We start from the raw sequence: 20790 nt of genomic DNA on the forward strand, positions 1-20790 counted from the left end.
GGCCGGGCTCACCCGGCGGCCGGGAGGCTCGCCTCGACCACCGCCCGCACCCGCGCGAGCGCGTCGGCGAGCCGCGAGTCGGGCGGCGAGGCGTAGCCGAGCACGATCCCCGACGGGCCGGCGCCCGGCACGGCCGAGTACTCGGAGAGCGGTGCCACGAGGACCCCGTCGTCGGCGAGCCGGGTGACGACCCGCGCGGCGACCTCGGGCGACGGCAACCCGACGACGGCGTGCAGCCCGCCGTCGAGGCCGGAGAGCGGGGCGTGGTCGATGCCGCCGAGGGCCTCGACCACGAGCGTGCGGCGGTGCGCGTAGTCGCGCTTCGCCGTCGCGATGTGCCGTCGCACGGCGCCGGTCGCGAGCAGCTCGGTCATCGCCGCCTGCGCGATGCCGGGCACGGGGCACGTCTCGTCGTCGCGGGCGGCGGCGACGGCGTCGCGCAGGCCGGGGTTCGCGGGCAGCACGAGGTAGCCGAGCCGCAGCCACGGCGTGAGCACCTTCGAGAAGCTGCCGATGAGCACCGCATGCCCCGAGCGGTCGAGCGAGGCGAGCGCGGGGAGCGGCGGCCCGACGTGGCGGAACTCGCTGTCGTAGTCGTCCTCGAGGACCAGTGCGTCGGATGCCTCGGCCCACTCGAGCAGCGCGAGCCGCGACGCGACCGGCAGCCGTCCGCCGAGCGGGTACTGGTGGCTCGGCGTCACGAGCACGGCGTGGGGTGCGGGGCGGATGCCGCGGAGCGCGTCGACCTCGATGCCGTCGCGGTCGACCGGCACCGCGACCGTCTCGAGCGCGCCGCGGCGGACGAGCACGCGCCGCGCCGAGGGGTAGCCGGGATGCTCGACGGCGACGCGTGGCGTGCCGTCGACGAGGATCCGGAGCGCGGTCGAGAGGAGTGCGATGGCGTCGCTCGTGCCCGCCGTGACGACCACGTCGTCGGGCGAGCAGGTCACGCCCCTGGCGTGCCGCAGGTGCTCGGCGATCTCGGCGCGCAAGCGCGGCGCACCGAAGTCGGGCGCGGTGTCGTCGGGCACTGCCTCGCGCGCCGCGGTGCGCCACGCCGCGCGCCAGGCCCGTTCGTCGAGCCGCGCCGTCGAGGGCCGGCCGGGCCGCAGGTCGAGCGCCGCAGCGCCCTCGGCGACGACGGCCCCCGTGGGGCCGGTGGTCTCCGCACCCGCATCGGCCGTCGACACGCGCCGCCCGGGGGCCGCGGTCGGCGTCGGGCCGGGGGGTGGGGCCGGGGTCGTCGCGAGCGGCGCGACGCGGGTCGGCGCACCCTGGCGCACCTCGAGGTATCCCTCGCCCGCGAGCTGGTCGTAGGCGGCGACGACCGAGCTGCGGGCGACGCCGAGCTCCGCCGCGAGCGCTCGGGTCGACGGCAGCGGGTCGCCCGTCTGCAGCAGCCCCGAGAGGATGCCGCGGCGGAGCCCGTCGACGAGCTGCACGCCGAGCGGACGCGCGTCGTCGCGGTCGATGGTGAGCAGCGGTCCGTCCATCGCATCCTCCACTGGACTGCTCGAATGAACGAGAACTGGTCTGCTCACCATACCAGCTTCGCGCGCACACTGGTCGCATGACCAGCACCCCGAACCCCTCCGCCGGCCCCGCAGCTCCGGCCCGCCGCATCCGCCGCCTGCCCGACCGCGAGACCGTCGACCGGTTTGCACTCCACGAGCTCCTCGACGCCGAACTCGTCGGACACCTCGCGGTCGTCGCGGGGGGAGTGCCGGTCGTGGTCCCGATGGGCTACGCGCGCGTCGGCGATCACGTGGTGCTGCACGGCTCGACCGGGGGAGGATTCGCGCTGCGCGCGGCATCCGCTCGCACGCCCGTCGCGTTCGCCGTGACCGCGCTCGACGGACTCGTGTACGCGCGGTCGCTGTTCGACAGCTCGATGAACTACCGCAGCGCGACCGTGCAGGGCGTGCTCGAGCCGGTTCCCGGCGACGAGGCGGATGCCGCGCTGCTGGCGCTCTCCGAACGGCTCATGCCCGGGCGCACGGCCGAGGTGCGCGACATGCGTCGGAAGGAGGTCGCCGCCACGCGGGTGCTGCGGCTGGCCCTCGACGACGTGGTCATGAAGCAGCGCTCCGGCGGGCCCTCGGAGGAGCCCGACGACGGCGAGGACCACGCGACCTGGGCCGGCGTCGTGCCGCTCGAGCGCCGGTGGGCCGCGCCGATCGCATCCGGGCTCACGCCTCCGGGCACGCCCCTCCCCGAATCCGTGCGCGCGCTGACGACGACGCCCTCGCCTCCGGCCACGCTCGACGAGGCGTCGGATCCGGCCGCCTGAGGACGCCTCAGCGGCGGGCGGTCGGAGAGATACGACGAACTCCCGATGAACGCCCGATGCCTCAGGGCGCACCATCGTGGCATCGCCCCGGTCCGACACCGGGCGGGCCGCAGGAAGAACGCAACCAGACGAAACGGAAGGAGGTGCGTGATGTTCGCAGCGATGCTCGTGCTCGGGCTCCTCACGGCAGGAGCCGTGATCGCGTCGGTGATCCAGTTCCGCAGGGACGGCTACCACCGCATGCCCACCCTCTCGCACTGAGGTCGGATCGACCCGGACATCCGCATCCGACCGAACGGGGCCCTGAGGCCACCTCAGGGCCCCGCAGCACGGAAATAGGGACATCTCCCGATGAACGCGGGGCACCTCAGGGAGGAGTCTCGGATCATCATCCAGACCAGGAGGACACCATGGACTACGCAGCAGGATTCGTCGCACGGCAGGTGCACGAGGTGAACCTCCTCGGCGCCGAGCAGCGGATCGCGCACGCGCAGGCCGCCGCCGAGCGCGAGGCCGAGTCGCCCGCCGTCGCGCGCGGTGCGCGCCGCGTGCACGCGCCGCACCGCCGCTTCCACCTCCCGCAGTTCGCGCGGTGAGCACACAAGCCGGCGGCGGCGCCGCGGAGCCCGCGATCGCGACCGCAGTCGACGACACCACGCAACGGCGCCGGCCCGATGGGGCCGGCGCCGTTGTCGTGGGTGCGTGGGACGATATGAGTGTGACCAGCTCTTCGTCGAGCCCCACGATGATCGCCCGCGACGCCGAGCTCGAGTGGCTCAACTCCCTCCTCGATGCCGTGCGCGCCGGCACGCCGGCGACCGCCGTGATCGGCGGCGAGGCCGGCATCGGCAAGTCGCGGCTCGTGGCCGAGTTCATGGCGGGCCTCGGCCCCGAGGTCCGCCTGGTCGTCGGCCAGTGCGTCGACCTCGGCGACGTCGCGGCACCCTACGCCCCGGTGAAGGGCGCGCTCCGGCAGCTGGTCGCGCACGTCGGCGCGGAGCGCGCGCTCGAGGCGGTCGGCCCGGGTCGTGCGGCGCTCGTCGCACTGCTGCCCGAGCTCGCGGCATCCGACGCCCTGACGAACGGCGAGATCGTGATCACGCCGGGCGGCGCCGGCAGCGGCCAGCTGCACGAGGCCGTCGCAGTGCTCCTCGAGACCCTCTCGCGCGACCTCCCGATCGTCCTCGTCATCGAAGACCTGCACTGGGCGGATGCCGCGACCCTCGCGCTGCTGCGCTTCCTGCTCCGCTCGCTCGGTTCGAGTCGCCTGCTCATGCTGCTGACCTACCGCACCGACGACGTCACCAGGGGGCATCCGCTCCGCCTGTTCCTCTCCGAGGCCGAGCGCGACCGGTGGGTCGAGCGGCGCGAACTCGAGCGACTGAACGAGAGCGAGGTCCGCGCACTCGTCGGCACCCTCATCGAGGACGAGGCGCCGAGCGACCGCGTGCTCGAGACCGTGTTCCGCCGCAGCGACGGCGTGCCGTTCTTCGTCGAGGAACTCGTGGGCATCGACGGATGCCGCGACGAGGGCTTCGTGCCCGGCACCCTCCGCGACCTGCTGCTCGCGCGCTACGAGCGGCTCTCCGACGACGCACAGGAACTGCTGCGGCTGCTCTCCACGGGGGGCGTGCGCGTGCCGCACTCCCTGCTCTCGGCGGTCTACCGCCGCGGCGACGAGGCGCTCGAGACGGCGGCACGCGAGTCCGTGACGTACGGCGTGCTCGTGATCGACGGCGACGACTACGCGTTCCGGCACGCGCTCGTGCGCGAGGCGATCCTCGCCGACCTGCTGCCCGGCGAGCGCGCGAGGTTCCACGCGCGGTACGCCGAGGCGTACGAGGCGCAGGCCGAGGCGTCGGCAGGCGGGCGCCGCCTCGCCGCCGAGATCTCCTACCACTGGCTCGGCGCACGCGACCCCATGCGGGCGTTCCCCGCGACCATCCAGGCGATGCGCGAGGCGCGCGCCGCGGTGGCCTACGCGACCTCCTCGCAGCTCGGCGAACGCGCGCTCGAACTCTGGGACACGGTGCCCGACGCCGAGCAGATCGCCGGCATGTCCAAGCTCGAGCTCATGGGCCGTACCGCCTCGCAATTGCGCCACGCCGGCGAGGGCGAGCGCAGCGTCGCGATGGTGAAGCTCGCGCTCGCCGAGTGCCCGCGGAGCGACCCGCAGTACGCGCGACTGCTGCGGGACAAGGCGCTCTACCTCGCCAACGTCGGCCGGGGCGGCTCGATCGAGATCCTCGAGGAGGCGCTCGCCGCAGTCCCCGACGAGGACTCCGAGGAGCTTCGGGCCACCATCATGACCGGGCTCGCCGGCCGCCTGATGATCGAGGCCCGCATCGACGAGGCTGTCGAGATGGCCGACGCCGCGTACGAGCTCGCGAGGTCGCTCGGGTTCGCCCGGTACGCGTCGGTGTCCATGAACATCAGCGCGGTGTGCCGCGCTTCGCGGGGCGAGGTCGAGCGCGCACTCGCCGACATGGAGCGCGCGCGCGAGCTCGCCGAGGGCGATGGTGCGGCGCTGCTGCGGTACTGGGTCAACTCCTCCGACCTTCGCCACCTCGTGGGCGACTTCCCCGAGGCCGTCCGCCTCGCGGAGGAGGGGCTCGCCCGCGCCCGTGCGCAGGGGGTCGAGCGCAGCTCCGGCGTGATCCTCGCCTCCAACGCGGTCGACCCGCTCCTCTCGCTCGGTGAATGGGAGCGCGCCGACGCGCTCATCGAGCGTGCGCTCGCGCTCGACCCGCCCGGTCCGGTCCGCACCTACCTCGAACGGGCGAAACTCTGGGCGATGGTCTGGCGCGGCGACGCCGAGCACGCGGCCGAGCGCTTCCGCCAGGTCCGCCCGGCGATGATGCCGGTGATGCAGGTCGAGATGCAGACCCGCCTCGCGGTCGGCCGCGTGGCGGTCGAGATCGGGCTCGCGGCCGGCGACCTGTCGCAGGCCTGGCGCGACGGCCGCGGCGTGCTCCACGAGCAGGTGCTGCCGCTCGCGGGCTACGCCGAGCCGCTGCTCTGGGCGCTCGCCCGCGTGATCGCCGCCGTCAAGGCCGATCCCTCGCGGGTCTCCGAGGCCGAGGCCGCAGAGATCCTCGGGTCGGCGTCCGCCCTCCGCGACCTCGTCGACCGGCTCTCGTTCTGGCCGACGCATCCGCTGTGGAAGGCGTTCGTCGAGGCCGAGCTCGACCCGACCGATGCCGCGTGGCGGGCGGCGGCCGAGCGCGCCGCCGCCGAGACGGCCCCGAGGTTCCTCCGGCCGTATGCGCTCCTCCGCCTGGGCGAGGCGTTCCTCGAGGCGGGCGACCGGCAGACCGCGCGCGACACGCTCCAGGAGGCGTTCGACGGCGCGGTCGAGGGCGGCGTCACGGCCGTGCAGACGCGCACCGCGCGCGTCGCGATGCAGGCTGGCCTCGCGCTCGACGGCGCGACCCATCGCGACACCCGGCAGGGTGCTGCGGGCGTGGCCGGCACCGACGACGCGGCCGATGCGGTCGCCGAGCTCACCGCTCGCGAGCGCCAGGTGCTCGACCTCATCGCGGAGGGGCTGAGCAACCGGCAGATCGGCGAACGCCTCTACATCAGCGGCAAGACGGCGAGCGTGCACGTCTCGGCGATCCTGCGCAAGCTCGGCGCGTCGAGTCGCACCGAGGCGGTCTACCTGGCGCGCGCGACCCGCTGACGCGGCATCCGCTCGCCGGGCGGTCCCGGACTGCGAGGCGGCTCCCAGCGCCCCGCGATAGCGTGGACGCACCGAACCGAGGAGCAGCGCCGCATGACCGATCTCGAGACGATCCCGTTCCGCACGATGTCCGGCGACACCCGCACCCTCGGCGACTGGTCCGGTCAGGTCAGGCTCGTCGTGAACGTCGCCTCGCGCTGCGGGCTCGCGCCGCAGTACGAGCAGCTCGAGGAGCTCCAGCGCACCTACGCCGACCGCGGCTTCACGGTGCTCGGGTTCCCGAGCAACCAGTTCCTGCAGGAGCTGTCCTCGAACGAGGCCGTGAGCGAGTACTGCTCGACCACGTGGGGCATCACCTTCCCGATCCTCGACCGCGTGAAGGTCAACGGACGCGGCGAGGCCCCCCTCTTCACCGAGCTGAAGCAGACCGCGGATGCCGCAGGCAAGGCCGGCCGGGTCGTCTGGAACTTCGAGAAGTTCCTCGTCCTCCCCGACGGCGAGGTCCGCCGGTTCCGCCCGACGACCGTCCCCGACGACCCGGCGATCATCGCCGCGATCGAGGGGGCCCTGCCCGAAGCCGCGAACCGCGGTGCCGGCGCGGCCGACGCCGACCGGGCTGCGGACTGAGCGGGAGCCCGTCGTGACCGCCGATCGTGCGCCGGCCGGATCCGCCGGACCGGGGGAGGCGTACGCGCCCGACGAGCGCCTGTTCGCGCCGGAGGCGTTCACCTTCTACGCCGAGCTCGAAGCCGACAACTCCCGCGACTGGTGGCAGGCGCATCGCGCGGACTGCGAGCGTCACGTGCGGCTGCCGCTCGAACGGCTCGCCGCGATCGCCGGCGAGCGCTACGGACCCGCCAAGGTGTTCCGCCCGAACCGCGACGTGCGCTTCAGCGCCGACAAGTCGCCGTACAAGCTGAACGGCGCGATGACGGCCGGCCGCGTGGGCGGCGTGTACGTGTCCATCTCCGCGGAGGGGCTGCATGCCGGCGGCGGACTCTACGAGCCGTCCCGCGAGCAGCTCCAGCGGGCTCGCGAGGCCGTCGCGGCGGATGGCCCCGCGGCCGCCGAGCTCGATGCGATCGTGCGCGGCCTCGAGGGTGACGGCCTCGAGCTCGCCGGCCCGTTCCTCAAGACCGCGCCGCGCGGGTACGACCGTGACCACCCGCGCATACGGTTGCTGCGGATGACGCACTTCGCGGGCCTCGGCACGCTCCCGCCGCAGGCGACGATGGCCGACCTCGATCGCGTCTGGCACGCGGTCGAGCCCCTGCTCGACTGGGTCGCCTCGCACGCCGAGCCCTCCGTCTGACGGCGCCGCGCCGAACCCGGCCGCGGCCGGCGGCATCCGTCAGTCGACCGGGGTGAACCCCCTCGCCAGCTCGACGAGCAGTCGCGCGCCGTACCCCGTCGCGCCCTTCGATCGCCACGAGTCGTCGCTGTCGGCGCTCATCGTGCCGGCGATGTCGAGGTGCGCCCACGGGATCTCGCCGACGAACTCCGCGAGGAAGAGCGCCGCCGTCGTCGCGCCGGCGTTCACGCCGCCGAGGTTCGCGATGTCGGCGACGTCCGAGTCCATGAGCTTGCGGTACTTGCGCACGAGCGGGAACTGCCAGGTCGCCTCGTCGGTCGCGCGGCCCGCGTCGACGAGGCGATCGACGAGGGCCTGGCTCGTTCCGAGCACGACGGAGTGCGTCTCGCCGAGCGCGCGCAGCGCGCTGCCCGTGAGGGTCGCGATGTCGACGATCGCGTCGACGCCGTGCTCGGCCGCGAGCACCAGGCCGTCCATCATCACGAGGCGCCCCTCGGCGTCGGTGTTCTTCACCTCGACCGTCGTCCCGCCCCGCGCGGTGAGCACGTCGCCGAGCTTGTACGCCGAGCCCGACGGCATGTTGTCGGTGCACATCAGCCAGCCCGTCACCCGAGCGGTCGCGCCGAGGTCGCGGAGCGCGGTGAATGCGCCGAGCACGGCGGCTGCGCCGCCCATGTCCATCTTCATGAGCAGGTGCATGGGATCACTCGGCTTCAGGCTGATGCCGCCCGAGTCGTACATGATGCCCTTGCCGACGAGGCCCAGGTGCCCGGACGCCGTGCCCTCCGGCATGAAGTCGAGGACGATCATCCGCGGTTCCTCCGCGCTCGCCGCGTTGACGCCGAGGATTCCGCCGCAGCCGAGTTCGACGAGCTGTTCCCTGTCGAACACCTCGACATCGAACCCGAAGCGTCCGCCGAGCAGCTCGGCGACGTCGGCCATGTCGCTCGCCGTGAGGTGGCTGGGCGGGGTGTTCGACAGGTCGCGCGAGATCGCTGTGGCGCGCGCCGCGACCACGCCCTCGGCGATGCCCGCCGATGCGACCTCCACGTCGACGTCGTCGAGGACGAGCTCGACGCGCTCGAGCGCGGGCTCGCGCGCCTCCGCCTTGAGCACGTCGTACCGGTAGCGCCCGAGCAGCACACCCTCGGTGAGCGCCCGCGCGGCCGCAGCGGCATCCGTCGACCCGATCGAGGGAACGCGCAGGCCGACCGTCGTCGCCTTCTTCACCGCCCGGACGAATGCCGCGCCCGCGTCGCGGAGCGTGGCCTCCGTCGCCTCGGGCTCGGGGCCGCCGCCGACGACGATGATCAGGCTGTGACCGGGCTGCGGCAGCATGAGGGCCTGCCCGGCCCTCGCCTCGAATCCCGCCCGAGCGAGCGCATCGCGGTCGAGCCCGATGCCCTCGGGGAGCGGCCCCTGGTCGAAGACCAGGACGCCGATCGCGTCGAGGCCCACGCCACCGGTACCGCCGCCGAACTCCTCGACGGCCGACACCTCCACCGCCTCGTATGCCTCCAGCGAGGGGACGGGCGAGAAGCCCTCGGAGATGAGCTTGACCGGGTTGCGCGTCATGGTGGTTCCTCCAGGTTCGGGACCGACGTTATCGGGGCGGACCCCGGCCCGGTAGGGACCGCGGCGATAGACTCGAGGCGTACCCACGACCGCGACGTCCGGGCGGCGGTCGCCGCCCCCGGCGGTCGACGACGGCGACAGGCGGTGCGGTGGAGATCTTCGAGGGCTGGCCCCTTCCGGCGGCGATCGGCGTCCTGTTCCTGATCGTGCTGCTGCGCGCCGGCGGCACCTACGCCCTCGGTCGGGGCTCTCGCGCCGGCGTCAAGCGGCTGCTCGAACGGCGAGGGCGGATGGCGCCGCAGCTCGCTCGCGCCGAGGCCGTGATCGAGCGGTTCGGCGCGCCGGTCGTGGCCCTGTCCTTCCTCACCGTCGGCTTCCAGACCGCGGTGAACCTCGCCGCGGGAGTGCTGCGGATGCCGCTCGTCAAGTACATCCCCGCACTGGTCGTCGGCGGGGCGATGTGGGCCACGCTCTACGGCGTGCTCGGGCTCGCCACGGTGAACGCGATCATCCAGGCCGCGCAGCGCGACCCGGTGGCCGCGATCCTCAGCGTGCTGGCCGTGGCCGCCCTCCTCGTGCTCATCGAGTTCGCCACGCGCAGGGCGCGTGCGATCTCGGCGCGGCACGCCGATGCGGTCGACCCGGTCCTGCCGGAGGACGCCGGCCGGACCGAGTAGCCGCGGTCGGTCGATGCGACGGCGTGAGGGCGGTGCAGCGCGTCGCCGCGAGCGACTCGAACGCGGTCACGTCGTCGGAACCGACCGATCGGCGCCGGGATCAGCCGGTCAGCCGGCCGAGCACTGGTTGTAGTTGCTGCTGTTGCCGTCGCGTCGCTTCGTGACGAAGCCGGTGGCGTCGCCCTCGACGGTCACGCCCGAGAGGGCCGTCACAGTGGCCGTCACGGTGCCCTGCTGGTTCGTGCCGAGCGAGAAGTTGATGGTGAACTGCCCCGTGAAGGTCGCACCGGCGCCCGTGATCACAGAGGTGGTACCGCTCTGGCTGGTGGGGGTGAAGTTCGGCGTGGCGCTGAAGCCGCCCTGACCGGAGTGCGTCAGGGCGATCTGGACGAGCGACCCGACCGGGAGGTTCGGCAGGGTGATGGCGATCGTGCCGCTCGCTCCGGTTCCGGCGCAGCTGCCGACGACGGATGCGAGCGTCACACCCCCGGGAGCGCCGTCGCCGCTCGCGGCGTACGCCGGCGCTGGTGCCGCGACGAGGATCGCCGGAACGCTCCACGCGGCCGCCTTCGCGACCGTTCGGCGGCTGATCCCCCGTGCGTCGCCGGTCGTCTCGATGTCCAGGTCTCCCACGTGCGCCCCCCGCTCGTCCGATGTCACGAGGGGAGAGTGTAACCTCCGGATGCGACGCGGAGGTAGGGGTTGCTCATTCCTTCACCCTGGTGCGCTGGCCGGCGCCCGGCGACGCCGCGTCGGACGACTTCGCGGTGACGCCGTCGAACGAGCCCGTCCCGCCCGCCGCGACCGAGGTCGAGCTGTAGCCGATCGTCAGGCCGTTGACCGACCCGCGGATGGCGAAGTTCGCGGTGCCGGTGCCGTCGAGCACGCCTTGGATCAACACGCTGCCGTGGTCGAAGATCGTGAACTCCGCACCCGGGTCGCCGGTGACGGTGAGGGGCCGCCATCCCGCGTCCCCGGGCTCGCCGACGGTGAAGGAGAGCCCGACGCTCGGCTGACCGGGGTCGCCCACCGGCGCCGTCACGCCCTCGCCAGGGTTCGCGATCGGCGCGCCGCCGGGCTCCGGCTGCGGCGGGGCGGACGGGACCTGGTCGGCGTCGTCGTCGGCGCCGGTGGACCCGCCACTGGGCGTCGGCGGGGCTCCGTCCGGCGCCGATGGCCCGGTCGCGGCGTCGGTCGGCGGGGTCGTGGCTCCGTCGTCCGGCGTCGCCCTCGGCTCGTCGGGGACGTCGGTCGAGACGATCTCGGGTGGGGCCATGCCCGGCGGCGCCGCGGAGATGTCGGCGGCACCGCCGTCGGCGCCGACCGCCGAGTCGAGCGATCCGAGGCTCGGCGTGCCCCCGGAGATCGCCGCGACGACCACCGCCGCCGCGGCCGCCGCCGCGAGGGTCGCGGATGCGGCGACGAGCGCGGCACGGGGCACCCGAGCGGTGGAACGGAGGAGCTGCGTGATGCCGGTCACGACGCCGCTCGGTGCCGCGACCGCGGCCGTCGCGCCGGGCGTTGCCACCGACGCGGCCCCGACCACGCCCGCGGTCATCGCCGCGAAGACGGGGCGGTGCGCCTCGAGCGGTGGAATGGGTGCGACGACACCCGTCGACGAGCCGGCGCGCGTCGCCTCGAGGAAGGCGATGCCGGAGGCACCGCCGAGCACGAGGAGCGGGACCAGCCCGACGAGCCGCTGGGCGAGTTCGGCGGCGGGCAGGGCCGCGGCGCGGCATCCGTCGCAGGAGTCGACGTGCGACCGGATCCTGCCGGGGATCCGCCCTCGTGCGCTGCTCGACGAACCCAGTTCGTCGAGCACGGCGCCGCAGTCGACGCTGGCGGGCGCGGCGGCCGCGCACTGCCGGATCCAGGTGTTGCGGATGCCGTCGTGGGCGGTGGCGATCAGGGCCTCGGTCTCGCCGGGCGTGAGCGCGAGCTCGGCCGCGACCTCCACCGGCGGGAGCCCGTCGATCTCGGTGAGCCAGAGCGCCTCCTGGGCGGCGGTGGCGAGCGAGGTGTAGGCGACCGCGATCGCCTCGCCGTCGTCGAGCCCGGCCGGGAGGTCGTCGGCATACCATTCCCGGGGGGCGACGAGCGCCGGCCGGTGTTCGAGGTTCGTGCCGCCACGGCCGTCGGCGGCGGCTGCGGCCTCGCGCACCGCGGCGAGGACGTGCGGGCGCATCGCTCCCGTGGGGGCGGCCGGCGCGAGGATCGAGGCCGAGAACCTCGCCGCGGCCGACTCCACGACGAACTCGACGTCGGCCGAGCCCGGCGTCGCAGCGGCGGCGGCGACCGCCGCCGTCTCGTGACGGTGCCAGAGCCGGGCCGCTGCGAAGCCGTCCCCGGCGCGCGCCGACGCGATGAGCTGGTCGTCGGTCGGGGTGGCGACGATGGGGAGCGCGAGCGGCGAGGTGGCCGGATGGCCGCCGGCGGCATCGGGCATGCCACTCCTCTCGTCGTGCCGTTCGCGCGGGTGATCGCGTGGCATCCGACGGGCGACTCGTGACGCGCGCCGGTGAACTGGGGCTCGCCTCGGGCGTGGCGTGGTGCCGAGATCGGGGTCCGCGGGGGTGGGCGCCGATCGGGGGTGCGCACCGCGCCGATGTCGCCATCAGCGGTTGGGGCGAGTCTACGACCCGGCCCCGGGGCCGATGCAATACCCCAGTTCGGCGGGTCAGCTGCCCAGTTGCGCCGAGTTCACGCCGGTGCGCAGCAGCGCGCCCTCGTGGCGGACGGTCGCGGCCGCGATCGTCATCGCCTCGCCGAGCGCGGCCTCCCAGGCCGCTCGATCGGCCGGCATGCCGTCGCGGGCCACGTGGTGCACGATCGCCGCGAGCGTCGCGTCGCCCGCGCCCATCGTGTCGACGACCCGGCCGGGGAGGTCGACGATGTCTGCGTGGACGTCGAGGTCGCCGTGGTGCACGTCGGCTCCGTGCCGCCCCGCCGTGGCGAGCACCGCCGGGCGATCGGGCCGAGCCGACCGGAGTCGCCGGACGAAGGCCTCGAGGGGCTCGGCGGCGAGGAGCTCCGCGTCCTCATCGCCGGCCTTCACGAGCAGCGACGCGGCAGCGACGCGCTCGAATGCGGCGAGGAACGCCTCCCGGTCGTGGAGCATCCCCGCACGCGGGTTGCCGTCGACCACGAGCCGTCGCTCCGGCTCGACGACGGCATCGAGCAGCGCGTCGACCTGCTGGGCGTCGTCGAACGGGTAGCAGCTCACGACGACGAGGTCGGCCGTGCCGAGCGCATCGCGCGTCGCGTCGTCGAACGAGAGCCGGCGGTGCTGCGCGGCGTCGTTGAACACGTAGCGCGGTTCGCCGCCCTCGCTGCGGTCGGACACGGCTCGGGACGTGCCGAGCGCCGACGGGCTCTCGACCAGGCGCACGCCGTAGTCGGCGAGGAAGGTGCGGATCCGCGCGGCGGGTTCGTCTTCGCCGAGCATCGCCACGAGCGTGACGTCCTCGCCGAGCAGGGCGAGGCCGACCGCGACGTTGAGCGCGGCGCCGCCGACGAACTCGCGTGAGCCCGTGGGGTCTCGCAACTCGTCGATGAGGGCGTCGCCCACGACCGTGATCCGTGCAGCGTCCGACTGCGCCATCCGCTGGACCTCCTCGTCCGGTGTCCCGGCGCGGGTACCCCCGCCGCTGCGTTCCAGCGTGGCACGCGCCGGCCCTCGCGTCCATGCGCGCGACTCGGCGCCGCCGGTCGGGCGCAACGCTGTACGGTGTGTCGAGTCCCCTACGGAAGGCCCCATGAGACCCGGACCCCGACGCAGCCTCACGCACGCAGAGATCCTCGACGCCGCCTTCGAGCTGCTCGAGACCAGGGGGTTCGACGCGGTCTCCGTCCGCGGCGTCGCGGGCGTGCTCGGGCTGACGCCGACGGCGATGTACACGTACTACCCGAACAAGGGCGCGCTGCTCGCCGGGATGGTCGAGCAGCTGCTCGGCCGACTCGACACGAGCGACGCGGATGCCGCGGCGACGCCACTCCCGCGCGCTCGCGTCGTCGCGCTCGCCGAGGGCCTCCGGTCGATCCTCGTCGAGCGGCCCGGGGCGGTCGGACTGCTGCTCGCGACCCCGCTCGACGGGCCCAACGCCAGACGGCTCGACGAACGCCTGCTCGCGTCGTTCGCCGACGCGGGACTGGACGCCGTCGCGGCGGGCCGCGCGACCCACGCGGTGCGGGTGCACGTGCTCGGCGCCGTCGCGTTCGACGCGGCCGAGGAGGAGCGATCGCGCGACGACCACGCGCCCGCCGGCGCGGAGGCGTCGCCCGCGGCATCCGCGACGCTCTGGGACGACGCCGAGGCCTTCCCGCTGGGCGATCGCTCGCGCGAGCTCGGCGACGATGCCGAGGCCCGGTTCGCCTGGGGCGTCGAGCGCCTGCTCGACGGGCTGCTCGCGCCCGCTCCCGCCGGTCGCGGCTGAGTCGCCCACCCGGCGACCCCTGCGCACGCTCCCGGTACGCGACGAGGCGCCGACCCCCGAAGGGGCCGGCGCCTCGCCGGTTCGGGTCGCTCGGGATCAGCCCGCCGAGGGCGGGGTCACCTCGATCAGCGCCGCGGTGTTGCCCGTGAGCGCCTTCTTCACCGAGATGACGGTGCCGAAGCCCACGCCGTCGTCGGCCGGGTTGCCCGTGCCGAGCGGGAATCCGGCCACCGTGGCTCCGTAGAGCGCCGGGAACGGGTTGCCCTCCATGTCGTAGATCGGCAGCGAGTACATCGCGTTGCCGACCGACGGCACGACCACCGAGGCGTCGCGGTCACGGTAGTAGAGGCCGCCGTTCGCCGGGTTGTACGCGAGGCCGGGCACCCAGCCCTGGTCGTCGGTGAAGGTGCTCACCGCGGGCAGGGCGGGGATCTCGGTGCAGTACTCGGTCTCGGGGTCGGCCAGCGTGAAGCACTCCGTGAAGGGGTGCGTCTTCGTGAGGCCGAACGCCGCGTTCGACGACTGCGCACGCGAGGGCATCACGTTGAGCGTCGACGGGTCGGCGTCCGCGGCGTCGCCCGTGCGCTGCAGCGGGTCGAAGTGGCTGTCCACGATGAGCAGGCCGCCCTTCGCGCCGTAGCTCGGCAGCGCCGACTCGTTCGAGATGATCTGGTTCGAGTTGCCGTACGTCGTGTCGCGGTACCAGACCAGGGCACCGGGCGCGTTGTAGGCGACCTTCTCGACCTTCCAGGCGCCGTCGCTGTAGACGGTGTTGTAGCCGTACTTCAGGCCCTCGTCGAAGCCGTCGAAGTTGCGCCACTCGACGAGGTAGTACTGCGCCTTGACCGAGGTGCCGGTGTCGATGCGCCAGCCGGGGCCGGTCGAGTCGACGAAGGTCGAGACCTCGTTGGTCCAGCCGTTGTCACCGGACTCGACGTCGTCGCTCCAGACCGTGCCGCCGTCGGCGACCAGCTCGAAGTCGTCGGCGAACCAGCCGCGGTCGAGGTAGGCCGCGTCCGTGGCCTGGCGGAGGCGCAGCTGCACCGAGGTGCCGGCGTACGGGGTGAGGTCCACGTAGTGGTGCTCCCAGCCGTCGGTGTGGCCGGTCAGGCCGTACTTCTTGCCGCCGTAGTCGCCGAGGCGCCCGTTCGGGTCGCCGTAGGCGTCACTCGTGGTGACCTCGGAGCCGTCCTCGGCGTAGACCTTCTGCTCGGTCCAGGTGGAGCCGCCGTCGGTCGAGACCTCGATGAAGCCGTAGTCCCAGTCCTCCTCGATGACGTAGTCGTTCCACATCCAGAACTTCGCGTCGGTCGCCGCGGGAACGTCGACCGTGCGGGAGAGGCGGATGTCGGCCCAGTCCTGGTCGGCGCCGGTGTACCACATGTTGTCGCCGCTGTGCGGCTCGGCGAGGGTGATCACCTTGTCGGGCAGGTTCACCTTGATGCCGTCCTGCGTGCCCTTCTTGGGCCGCGAGGACTGGCCGACCTTGATGGTCTGGGTGTCGTCACCGGGGTTCACGACCTTCGGGTCGGCCCAGCCGAGGACCCACTTGTCCCAGAGGCCCATGTGGGTCGGCATCGACTGGAAGATCGGGCCGGAGTGCGAGCCCGACGACATGAGGTCCCAGAAGTCGACATCGGAGCTGCCGGCGCCGGAGACGTCGTACAGGTCGGGCAGGCCGAGGTCGTGGCCGTACTCGTGCGCGAACACGCCGACGCCCGAGTCCTCGGGCTGCACGATGTAGTTCGAGAGCTTGAGGTCGGTGCCGGGGATGTCGGCGCCGCCGGGGACGGCCGAGGAGTGCGCCCAGATGGCGTAGGTGCTCTCGGCGCCGCCGCCGCCGGACTTGTCCTCGCCGGCGTGCACGAGCACGACGTGGTCGATCACGCCGTCGGGCTCGTAGTAGTCGCCGTCGCCGTCGCGGTCGGACTGGTCCTCGATGTCGTAGTCGGCCCACGGGAAGTCGGGCTGCGCCTCGGCGAGGGCGGCCACGGCGTCGATCGGCAGGCGGTTCGCGCCCATCGGGTTGTCGGGGTGGCCCTGCATGCCCTGGTAGGCGCCGGCGACCCACTCGCCCTCGTCGTTCTGGAAGCAGCGCGTGGCACCGTACCAGCCCTCGGAGTGCGGCAGCGTGACCCACTGGGTCGCCTCACCGGTCACGGTGTAGGCGCCGTGCGACATCTCCTCGTACATCGACTTCATGGTGTAGCCCGAGATGTCGATGCCGGGCTTCCCGTCGGGGCCCGTGAGGTCGGGGCGCACGCGCTCCGTGATGCCCTCGTCGGTGTAGAGCATCGTGTCGAAGTGCTCGGGGGAGAAGTCCTCGACCCACATCGAGTTGTTGTCCTCGAGCGGGTAGTCCGCGGGGTTCGGGATGTTGTTGTGGAGCGGTCCGTTGACGACCTCGCCGGGCTTGCACGTCGACGCGCCCCAGTACTCCGGAACCCAGCTGTCGCTGAAGTCGTCGTTCGCCTGGTCGTTGAACTCGATGAGGATCGTCAGGAGCTTGGCCTCCTGGGTCGCCTTCGCCTTCTTCAGCGCCTTCGGGCTCTTGCCGGTCTCGATCGACTTCGCCTCGAGCTTCGCGAGCTGGCGAGCCGTGGCCGGGTTGCCCTGCGCGTACTTCTCGTCGAGTGCGGCCGACAGTTCGGCCACCGAGCCGCTCACGGCGCCCGCCTTCGCGGTGCCGTCGATGGTCGCGTCCACGGCCTCGTCGGTCGTGAACGCGGCCTCCGCACGCGGTGCGGCGTAGTTCATGTAGTACTCATCGGCACCGATGACCGGTGCCGGTGCGGCGGTCGCCGTGCTCGTTCCCACGGTCGCCAAGCCGGCGGCCGCGAGTGCGAGCACGGGGATCGTCGCAACCGCGCGGCGACGCGCGCGGCTGGTCTTCCCTGACATGCTTCTCCCTCCGAGTGCCCGCGACGGTGATCACGGGACACGAACGTCGTCCGCCGGTGGGCGGACGTACCCGGCATCCTGCCCCCCGCACGGGGGCGGAGGGAAGGCTCCGGAAGGAGTGACCACCGAATCGTTGCTATCGAGGTTTTCTCGTGTTGGAGGGGGTTTCGAAGCGGATGCTGCGACAGGACGGGGCGGAGTCGAAGCATCCGTGGGGAATGGCCCGTGCAGGGGAAGGCCGGGAGCGCCGCGGTCCGGGCGGTCGCGCGGCGGGGTCGCGCGCGTCGCACCCTGCCTCGGGCCGTCCGCGCCGGGGCCGAAGCCGGGCGCGAGAACGGATGCCGCGTGCCGCGGCCCGGGGGCGGGTCAGCCGACGAGCAGGGCCCGGAGCTGGTCGGCCGAGTGCACGACGGCGAGGGCGTCGGCGGCCTCCTCCGGGGAGCCGTAGCCCCACTCGACGAGGATCGTCGGCACCTCGTGCGCGGCCGCGCCGAGCAGGTCGTACCCGCGGTCGCCGACCATCACCGCATCGGACGTGTCGACGCCGCGGTCGTCCAGCCGGCGGAGCGCCTCCGCCACGACGTCGGCCTTCGTGCTGCGCTCCTCGTCGTCGCTGGCGCCCGCGACGACCGTGAAGTAGCGCTCGAGGCCCGTGTGGGCGAGCACGGCGCGCGCCATCGACTCGGGCTTGCTCGTGGCGAGCGCGATCGGTACGCCGGCGGCCTTGACGGCCTGGAGCACGCCCTCGACGCCCGGGAAGACGGGGGAGTGGAGCAGGTGCTCGTCGTAGTGGTCGCGGTAGACGTTCAGCGCCTCCCACGCGTCGACGTCGCTGAAGCCCGCGGTCATGCGGAGGCTGTCGAGCAGGGGCGGCCCGACGTACGAGCGCAGCGTGTCGCGGTCGGGCACCGGCACGCCCATCTCGGTGAACATGTGCGCGAGGGAGTCCATGATCTCGCTCGCGGAGTCGACGATCGTGCCGTCGAGGTCGAACAGCACGGCGGACCACTCGCGCGGGGGAGCGACGGTGGTGGTGGGGAGGGGGAGAGTCACCGCGTCATACTAGGCCGACCAAATCCGAGGAACACTCGGGAATGCTGGGTGCCGGCTGAACGCCGGCTCAGAACAGCCGCGCGTGTCCGCTCTCGACGCCCCTCATCGCGTCGTAGTCGAGCACGACGCAGCGGATGCCGCGGTCCTCCGCGAGCGTGCGCGCCTGCGGCTTGATCTCCTGGGCCGCGAACACCCCCGCCACGGGCGCGAGCAGCGGGTCCCGGTTCATGAGTTCGAGGTAGCGCGTCAGCTGCTCGACCCCGTCGATGTCGCCGCGGCGCTTCAGTTCGACCGCGACCGAGCCGCCCGTGGCATCCGTCGCCAGGATGTCGACCGGCCCGATCGCGGTCATGTACTCGCGACGGACCAGGCGGTAGCCGTCTCCCAGCAGCTCGATCTGCTCGGCCAGCAGCTTCTGCAGGTGCGACTCGACGCCGTCCTTCACGAGCCCCGGGTCGACGCCGAGGTCGTGCGCGGAGTCGTGCAGCACCTCGTGGATCGACACGACGAGCTGGTCGGCGGTCTTCGCGTGCGTGACCCTCCACACCTCGGTGACGCCGGCCGCGCGCTGGTCGTCGTCCGGTTCGGCGGCGGCGAGCGTGCACGGCGGGCTCATCCAGTTGAGCGGCTTGTAGCTGCCGCCGTCGGAGTGGACGAGGAGGCTCCCGTCGCCCTTCACCATGAGCAGGCGGGTCGCGAGCGGCAGGTGCGCCGAGAGCCGGCCGGCGTAGTCGACGGAGCAGCGGGCGATGACGAGACGCACCCGACGAGTCTACGTTGGACGTGAGGCGGCCGCCGGGGGCGCGGCCCACGACGGGACGGGGGCGTCATGGGGCGCGTGGTCTACGGCAACCAGATGTCGCTCGACGGGTACGTGGCCGACCGGGACGGCCGGTTCGACTGGGCGGTGCCGGGCGAGGACGTGCATGCGGCCATCAACGACGACGTGCGGAACGTCGGCACGTTCGTGCTCGGCCGCCGCGTCTGGGAGGTGCTCCGGGCGTGGGACGTGATGGACCTGGCCGACCAGGGCGACGCGGTGCGCGACTTCGCCGGGATCTGGGCCCGCGCCGACAAGGTCGTGTGCTCGCGCACGCTCGACGAGGAGGACCTCGCCGCCGCGCCGCGCACGCGGCTCTCACGGACCTTCGACCCCGACGAGGTGCGCGCGCTCGCCGGGGCATCCGATCGCGACGTCGCCGTCGGCGGGCCCGAACTCGCGTCGCAGGCGCTCGCGTCCGGCATCGTCGACGAGGTCTCGCTGCACGTGCACCCGGTCGTCGTCGGGGGCGGGACCCCGGCGTTCCCGGCCCCCGTGCCGGTCGGCCTCGAGCTCGTCGAGCAGCGCGGGTACGACGGCGGGGTCGTGGGCCTGCGCTACCGGCCCCGGGCCTGAGCCGGCCCGCCTCGGTCGACGCGGGCCGGTCCGCACGGCGTCAGCCGATCCGACGGCTGCGCTCGCGCGCGGCGGGCGCGGCGATGCCGGCCATCACCATGAGGCCGAGGAGCACGAGCATGCCGTTCAGGATGCCGAACTGCTCGCCGAGGAAGCCGATGAGCGGCGGGCCGACGAGGAACGCGCAGTAGCCGATCATCGCGACCGCGGAGACGCGGGCCGCGGCATCCGCTCGATCCGGCACGTCGGCCGCGGCCGACATGCCGACCGGGAACGCGAGCGAGCACCCGATGCCCCAGAGCAGCGTGCCGACGACGAGCATCCACGGCTCGGTGCCGAAGATGAAGAGCGAGAGGCCGATGACGCCGATGCCCGCCATCACCTGCAGCATGAGCACACGGCCGAAGCGGTCGATGAACGGGCCGCCCAGCACGCGTGCCGCGGTGATCGCGATCGTGAACACCGTGAAGACGGCGGCGCCGGTCGTCGCGTCGAGTCCGTGGCCGTCGACGACGGCGAGGGCGATCCAGTCGTTGGCGCTGCCCTCGGCGAACGACATGCCGAGCATCACCACGCCGATGAGGAGCAGGCGCACGTCGGTCCAGACCGAGAGGCTGCGGCGGATGCGGACGCCGAGCGGCTCGCGCGGGGCGTCGCCGTGCGTGTCGTCGCCGAGCTCCTCGCGGAGGGGAACGAACCGCACCGCCACGACGATGCCCACGGCGATGAGGCCCGCGATCACGCCGAGGTGGATCGCGGTCGGGACGGCGAGGGCGGATGCCGCGGCCGCGAGACCCGCGCCGGCGACCGTGCCGAAGCTGAAGAACGCGTGCATGAGCGGCATGACCGTCTTGCCCAGCTCGCGCTCGGCCTCGGCGCCCTCGACGTTCATCATGACGTCGACCGCGCCGTTGCCGAACCCGAACAGCGCGAGGCCGAGGACGATGAGCGCGACGCTGGGCAGCGCCGAGCCGCCGAGGCCGACCGAGACGAGGCCGGCCGCCGCGGTGGCGAGCACGCCGACCATGCCGAGCCGGGCGCCGAACCGGGCCATCAGCCACGGCGCGGCGACGAGGCCGACGATCGAGGCGATCGAGCCCATGAGGATGACGAGCCCGACGCCCTGGGTGCTGAGCCCGACGGCGTCGCGGAGCGCGGGGATGCGGGCGACCCAGCTCGCGAGGCCGAAGCCGGAGAGGAAGAAGATCGCGAAGATCGCGTTGCGCCACGCGACCAGCTCGCGGCGCGGGCGGGCGGATGCCGCGGCGCGCGTGTCGGCGTCGTCGGTTCCGGGGGCGTGCTGGTCGTGCTCGCTCATGGTGTCTGCGTGGTCTCGGTGCTGCGACATTACTGCCTCGTCGTCGGGGTCGTCTGCGAGCCGGGATCGGCGCTGCAATCGAATCGATTCGAGTCGAATCGATTCGAGAATAGCCGCGGGTGCGGATCGCGCGCAACCGCCTGGGCCGGATCG

Annotated in this window: 17 protein-coding genes; 8 read left to right on the forward strand and 9 right to left on the reverse strand. The window is 73.3% G+C overall.

The window, feature by feature from the left end; all coding sequences use genetic code 11:
• Nucleotides 1-8: 8 nt before the first annotated feature.
• Nucleotides 9-1493: a MocR-like pyridoxine biosynthesis transcription factor PdxR gene (pdxR, locus tag ABME02_RS09985; protein ID WP_353815138.1), complete on the reverse strand. Its 1485-nt coding sequence runs from the start codon at nt 1491-1493 to the stop codon at nt 9-11.
• A 77-nt stretch (nt 1494-1570) separates the two neighbouring features.
• Here pdxR and ABME02_RS09990 point away from each other — a divergent pair, with 77 nt between their 5' ends.
• The 5 genes from ABME02_RS09990 (at nt 1571) to ABME02_RS10010 (ending at nt 7284) form a co-directional block, all read left to right on the forward strand.
• Entirely contained in the window at nt 1571-2290 is a 720-nt protein-coding gene (locus ABME02_RS09990; RefSeq protein WP_353815139.1) for a pyridoxamine 5'-phosphate oxidase family protein, read from the forward strand.
• 410 nt (nt 2291-2700) lie between these two features.
• Entirely contained in the window at nt 2701-2886 is a 186-nt protein-coding gene (locus tag ABME02_RS09995; protein WP_353815140.1) for a hypothetical protein, read from the forward strand.
• A 122-nt stretch (nt 2887-3008) separates the two neighbouring features.
• The gene (locus ABME02_RS10000) at nt 3009-5972 is read left to right on the forward strand and encodes a helix-turn-helix transcriptional regulator (RefSeq protein WP_353815141.1); all 2964 of its coding nucleotides are present in this window, start codon (nt 3009-3011) and stop codon (nt 5970-5972) included.
• A gap of 93 nt (nt 5973-6065) precedes the next feature.
• The gene (locus tag ABME02_RS10005) at nt 6066-6599 is read left to right on the forward strand and encodes a glutathione peroxidase (protein ID WP_353815142.1); all 534 of its coding nucleotides are present in this window, start codon (nt 6066-6068) and stop codon (nt 6597-6599) included.
• Nucleotides 6600-6612: 13 nt separating this feature from the next.
• Nucleotides 6613-7284: a DUF2461 domain-containing protein gene (locus ABME02_RS10010; RefSeq protein WP_353815143.1), complete on the forward strand. Its 672-nt coding sequence runs from the start codon at nt 6613-6615 to the stop codon at nt 7282-7284.
• 39 nt (nt 7285-7323) lie between these two features.
• Here ABME02_RS10010 and ABME02_RS10015 read toward each other — a convergent pair whose 3' ends face one another.
• On the reverse strand, nt 7324-8859 hold the full coding sequence (locus ABME02_RS10015) for a leucyl aminopeptidase family protein (RefSeq protein ID WP_353815145.1): 1536 nt from the start codon (nt 8857-8859) through the stop codon (nt 7324-7326).
• Nucleotides 8860-9008: 149 nt separating this feature from the next.
• Here ABME02_RS10015 and ABME02_RS10020 point away from each other — a divergent pair, with 149 nt between their 5' ends.
• Nucleotides 9009-9536, forward strand: a complete 528-nt coding sequence (locus tag ABME02_RS10020; protein ID WP_353815146.1) for a DedA family protein — start codon at nt 9009-9011, stop codon at nt 9534-9536.
• Nucleotides 9537-9644: 108 nt separating this feature from the next.
• Here the strand turns inward: ABME02_RS10020 and ABME02_RS10025 are convergent, their stop codons facing one another.
• From ABME02_RS10025 to ABME02_RS10035, 3 genes are all read right to left on the reverse strand, one after another.
• Nucleotides 9645-10169 (reverse strand): hypothetical protein, encoded by a 525-nt coding sequence (locus ABME02_RS10025; RefSeq protein WP_353815147.1) that lies wholly within the window; start codon nt 10167-10169, stop codon nt 9645-9647.
• A gap of 73 nt (nt 10170-10242) precedes the next feature.
• Complete coding sequence (locus ABME02_RS10030; RefSeq protein WP_353815149.1) at nt 10243-11982, reverse strand: hypothetical protein; 1740 nt, start codon at nt 11980-11982, stop codon at nt 10243-10245.
• Between the two features lie 231 nt (nt 11983-12213).
• Entirely contained in the window at nt 12214-13137 is a 924-nt protein-coding gene (locus ABME02_RS10035; RefSeq protein WP_353815150.1) for a carbohydrate kinase family protein, read from the reverse strand.
• A 154-nt stretch (nt 13138-13291) separates the two neighbouring features.
• Between ABME02_RS10035 and ABME02_RS10040 the strand changes: the two genes are divergently transcribed.
• A complete protein-coding gene (locus ABME02_RS10040; RefSeq protein WP_353815151.1) occupies nt 13292-13969 on the forward strand; it encodes a TetR/AcrR family transcriptional regulator in 678 nt (225 codons plus the stop codon).
• 96 nt (nt 13970-14065) lie between these two features.
• Here ABME02_RS10040 and ABME02_RS10045 read toward each other — a convergent pair whose 3' ends face one another.
• The 3 genes from ABME02_RS10045 to nucS form a co-directional block, all read right to left on the reverse strand.
• Nucleotides 14066-16870, reverse strand: coding sequence for an immune inhibitor A domain-containing protein (locus tag ABME02_RS10045; RefSeq protein ID WP_353815152.1), 2805 nt, complete (start codon nt 16868-16870; stop codon nt 14066-14068).
• Nucleotides 16871-17236: 366 nt separating this feature from the next.
• A complete protein-coding gene (locus tag ABME02_RS10050) occupies nt 17237-17923 on the reverse strand; it encodes an HAD hydrolase-like protein (RefSeq protein ID WP_353815153.1) in 687 nt (228 codons plus the stop codon).
• Between the two features lie 67 nt (nt 17924-17990).
• The gene (gene nucS / locus ABME02_RS10055) at nt 17991-18686 is read right to left on the reverse strand and encodes an endonuclease NucS (RefSeq protein ID WP_353815154.1); all 696 of its coding nucleotides are present in this window, start codon (nt 18684-18686) and stop codon (nt 17991-17993) included.
• Nucleotides 18687-18752: 66 nt separating this feature from the next.
• Between nucS and ABME02_RS10060 the strand changes: the two genes are divergently transcribed.
• The gene (locus ABME02_RS10060; protein ID WP_353815155.1) at nt 18753-19319 is read left to right on the forward strand and encodes a dihydrofolate reductase family protein; all 567 of its coding nucleotides are present in this window, start codon (nt 18753-18755) and stop codon (nt 19317-19319) included.
• 40 nt (nt 19320-19359) lie between these two features.
• Here the strand turns inward: ABME02_RS10060 and ABME02_RS10065 are convergent, their stop codons facing one another.
• Nucleotides 19360-20667 (reverse strand): MFS transporter, encoded by a 1308-nt coding sequence (locus ABME02_RS10065; protein ID WP_353815156.1) that lies wholly within the window; start codon nt 20665-20667, stop codon nt 19360-19362.
• Between the last annotated feature and the right edge of the window lie 123 nt (nt 20668-20790).

The sequence above is a fragment of the Agromyces zhanjiangensis genome (assembly GCF_040496055.1).
GTDB classification, from domain to species: domain Bacteria; phylum Actinomycetota; class Actinomycetes; order Actinomycetales; family Microbacteriaceae; genus Agromyces; species Agromyces zhanjiangensis.

Excerpts from the sequence above, each read along its gene's own strand:
- ABME02_RS09990 (WP_353815139.1), top strand. The coding sequence starts at position 1,571 with ATGACCAGCACCCCGAACCCCTCCGCCGGCCCCGCAGCTCCGGCCCGC.
- ABME02_RS10040 (WP_353815151.1), top strand. The coding sequence starts at position 13,292 with ATGAGACCCGGACCCCGACGCAGCCTCACGCACGCAGAGATCCTCGAC.
- ABME02_RS10060 (WP_353815155.1), top strand. The coding sequence starts at position 18,753 with ATGGGGCGCGTGGTCTACGGCAACCAGATGTCGCTCGACGGGTACGTG.
- ABME02_RS10015 (WP_353815145.1), bottom strand. The coding sequence starts at position 8,859 with ATGACGCGCAACCCGGTCAAGCTCATCTCCGAGGGCTTCTCGCCCGTC.
- ABME02_RS10005 (WP_353815142.1), top strand. The coding sequence starts at position 6,066 with ATGACCGATCTCGAGACGATCCCGTTCCGCACGATGTCCGGCGACACC.
- ABME02_RS10065 (WP_353815156.1), bottom strand. The coding sequence starts at position 20,667 with ATGTCGCAGCACCGAGACCACGCAGACACCATGAGCGAGCACGACCAG.
- ABME02_RS10045 (WP_353815152.1), bottom strand. The coding sequence starts at position 16,870 with ATGTCAGGGAAGACCAGCCGCGCGCGTCGCCGCGCGGTTGCGACGATC.
- pdxR (WP_353815138.1), bottom strand. The coding sequence starts at position 1,493 with ATGGACGGACCGCTGCTCACCATCGACCGCGACGACGCGCGTCCGCTC.
- ABME02_RS10030 (WP_353815149.1), bottom strand. The coding sequence starts at position 11,982 with ATGCCCGATGCCGCCGGCGGCCATCCGGCCACCTCGCCGCTCGCGCTC.
- ABME02_RS09995 (WP_353815140.1), top strand. The coding sequence starts at position 2,701 with ATGGACTACGCAGCAGGATTCGTCGCACGGCAGGTGCACGAGGTGAAC.
- ABME02_RS10035 (WP_353815150.1), bottom strand. The coding sequence starts at position 13,137 with ATGGCGCAGTCGGACGCTGCACGGATCACGGTCGTGGGCGACGCCCTC.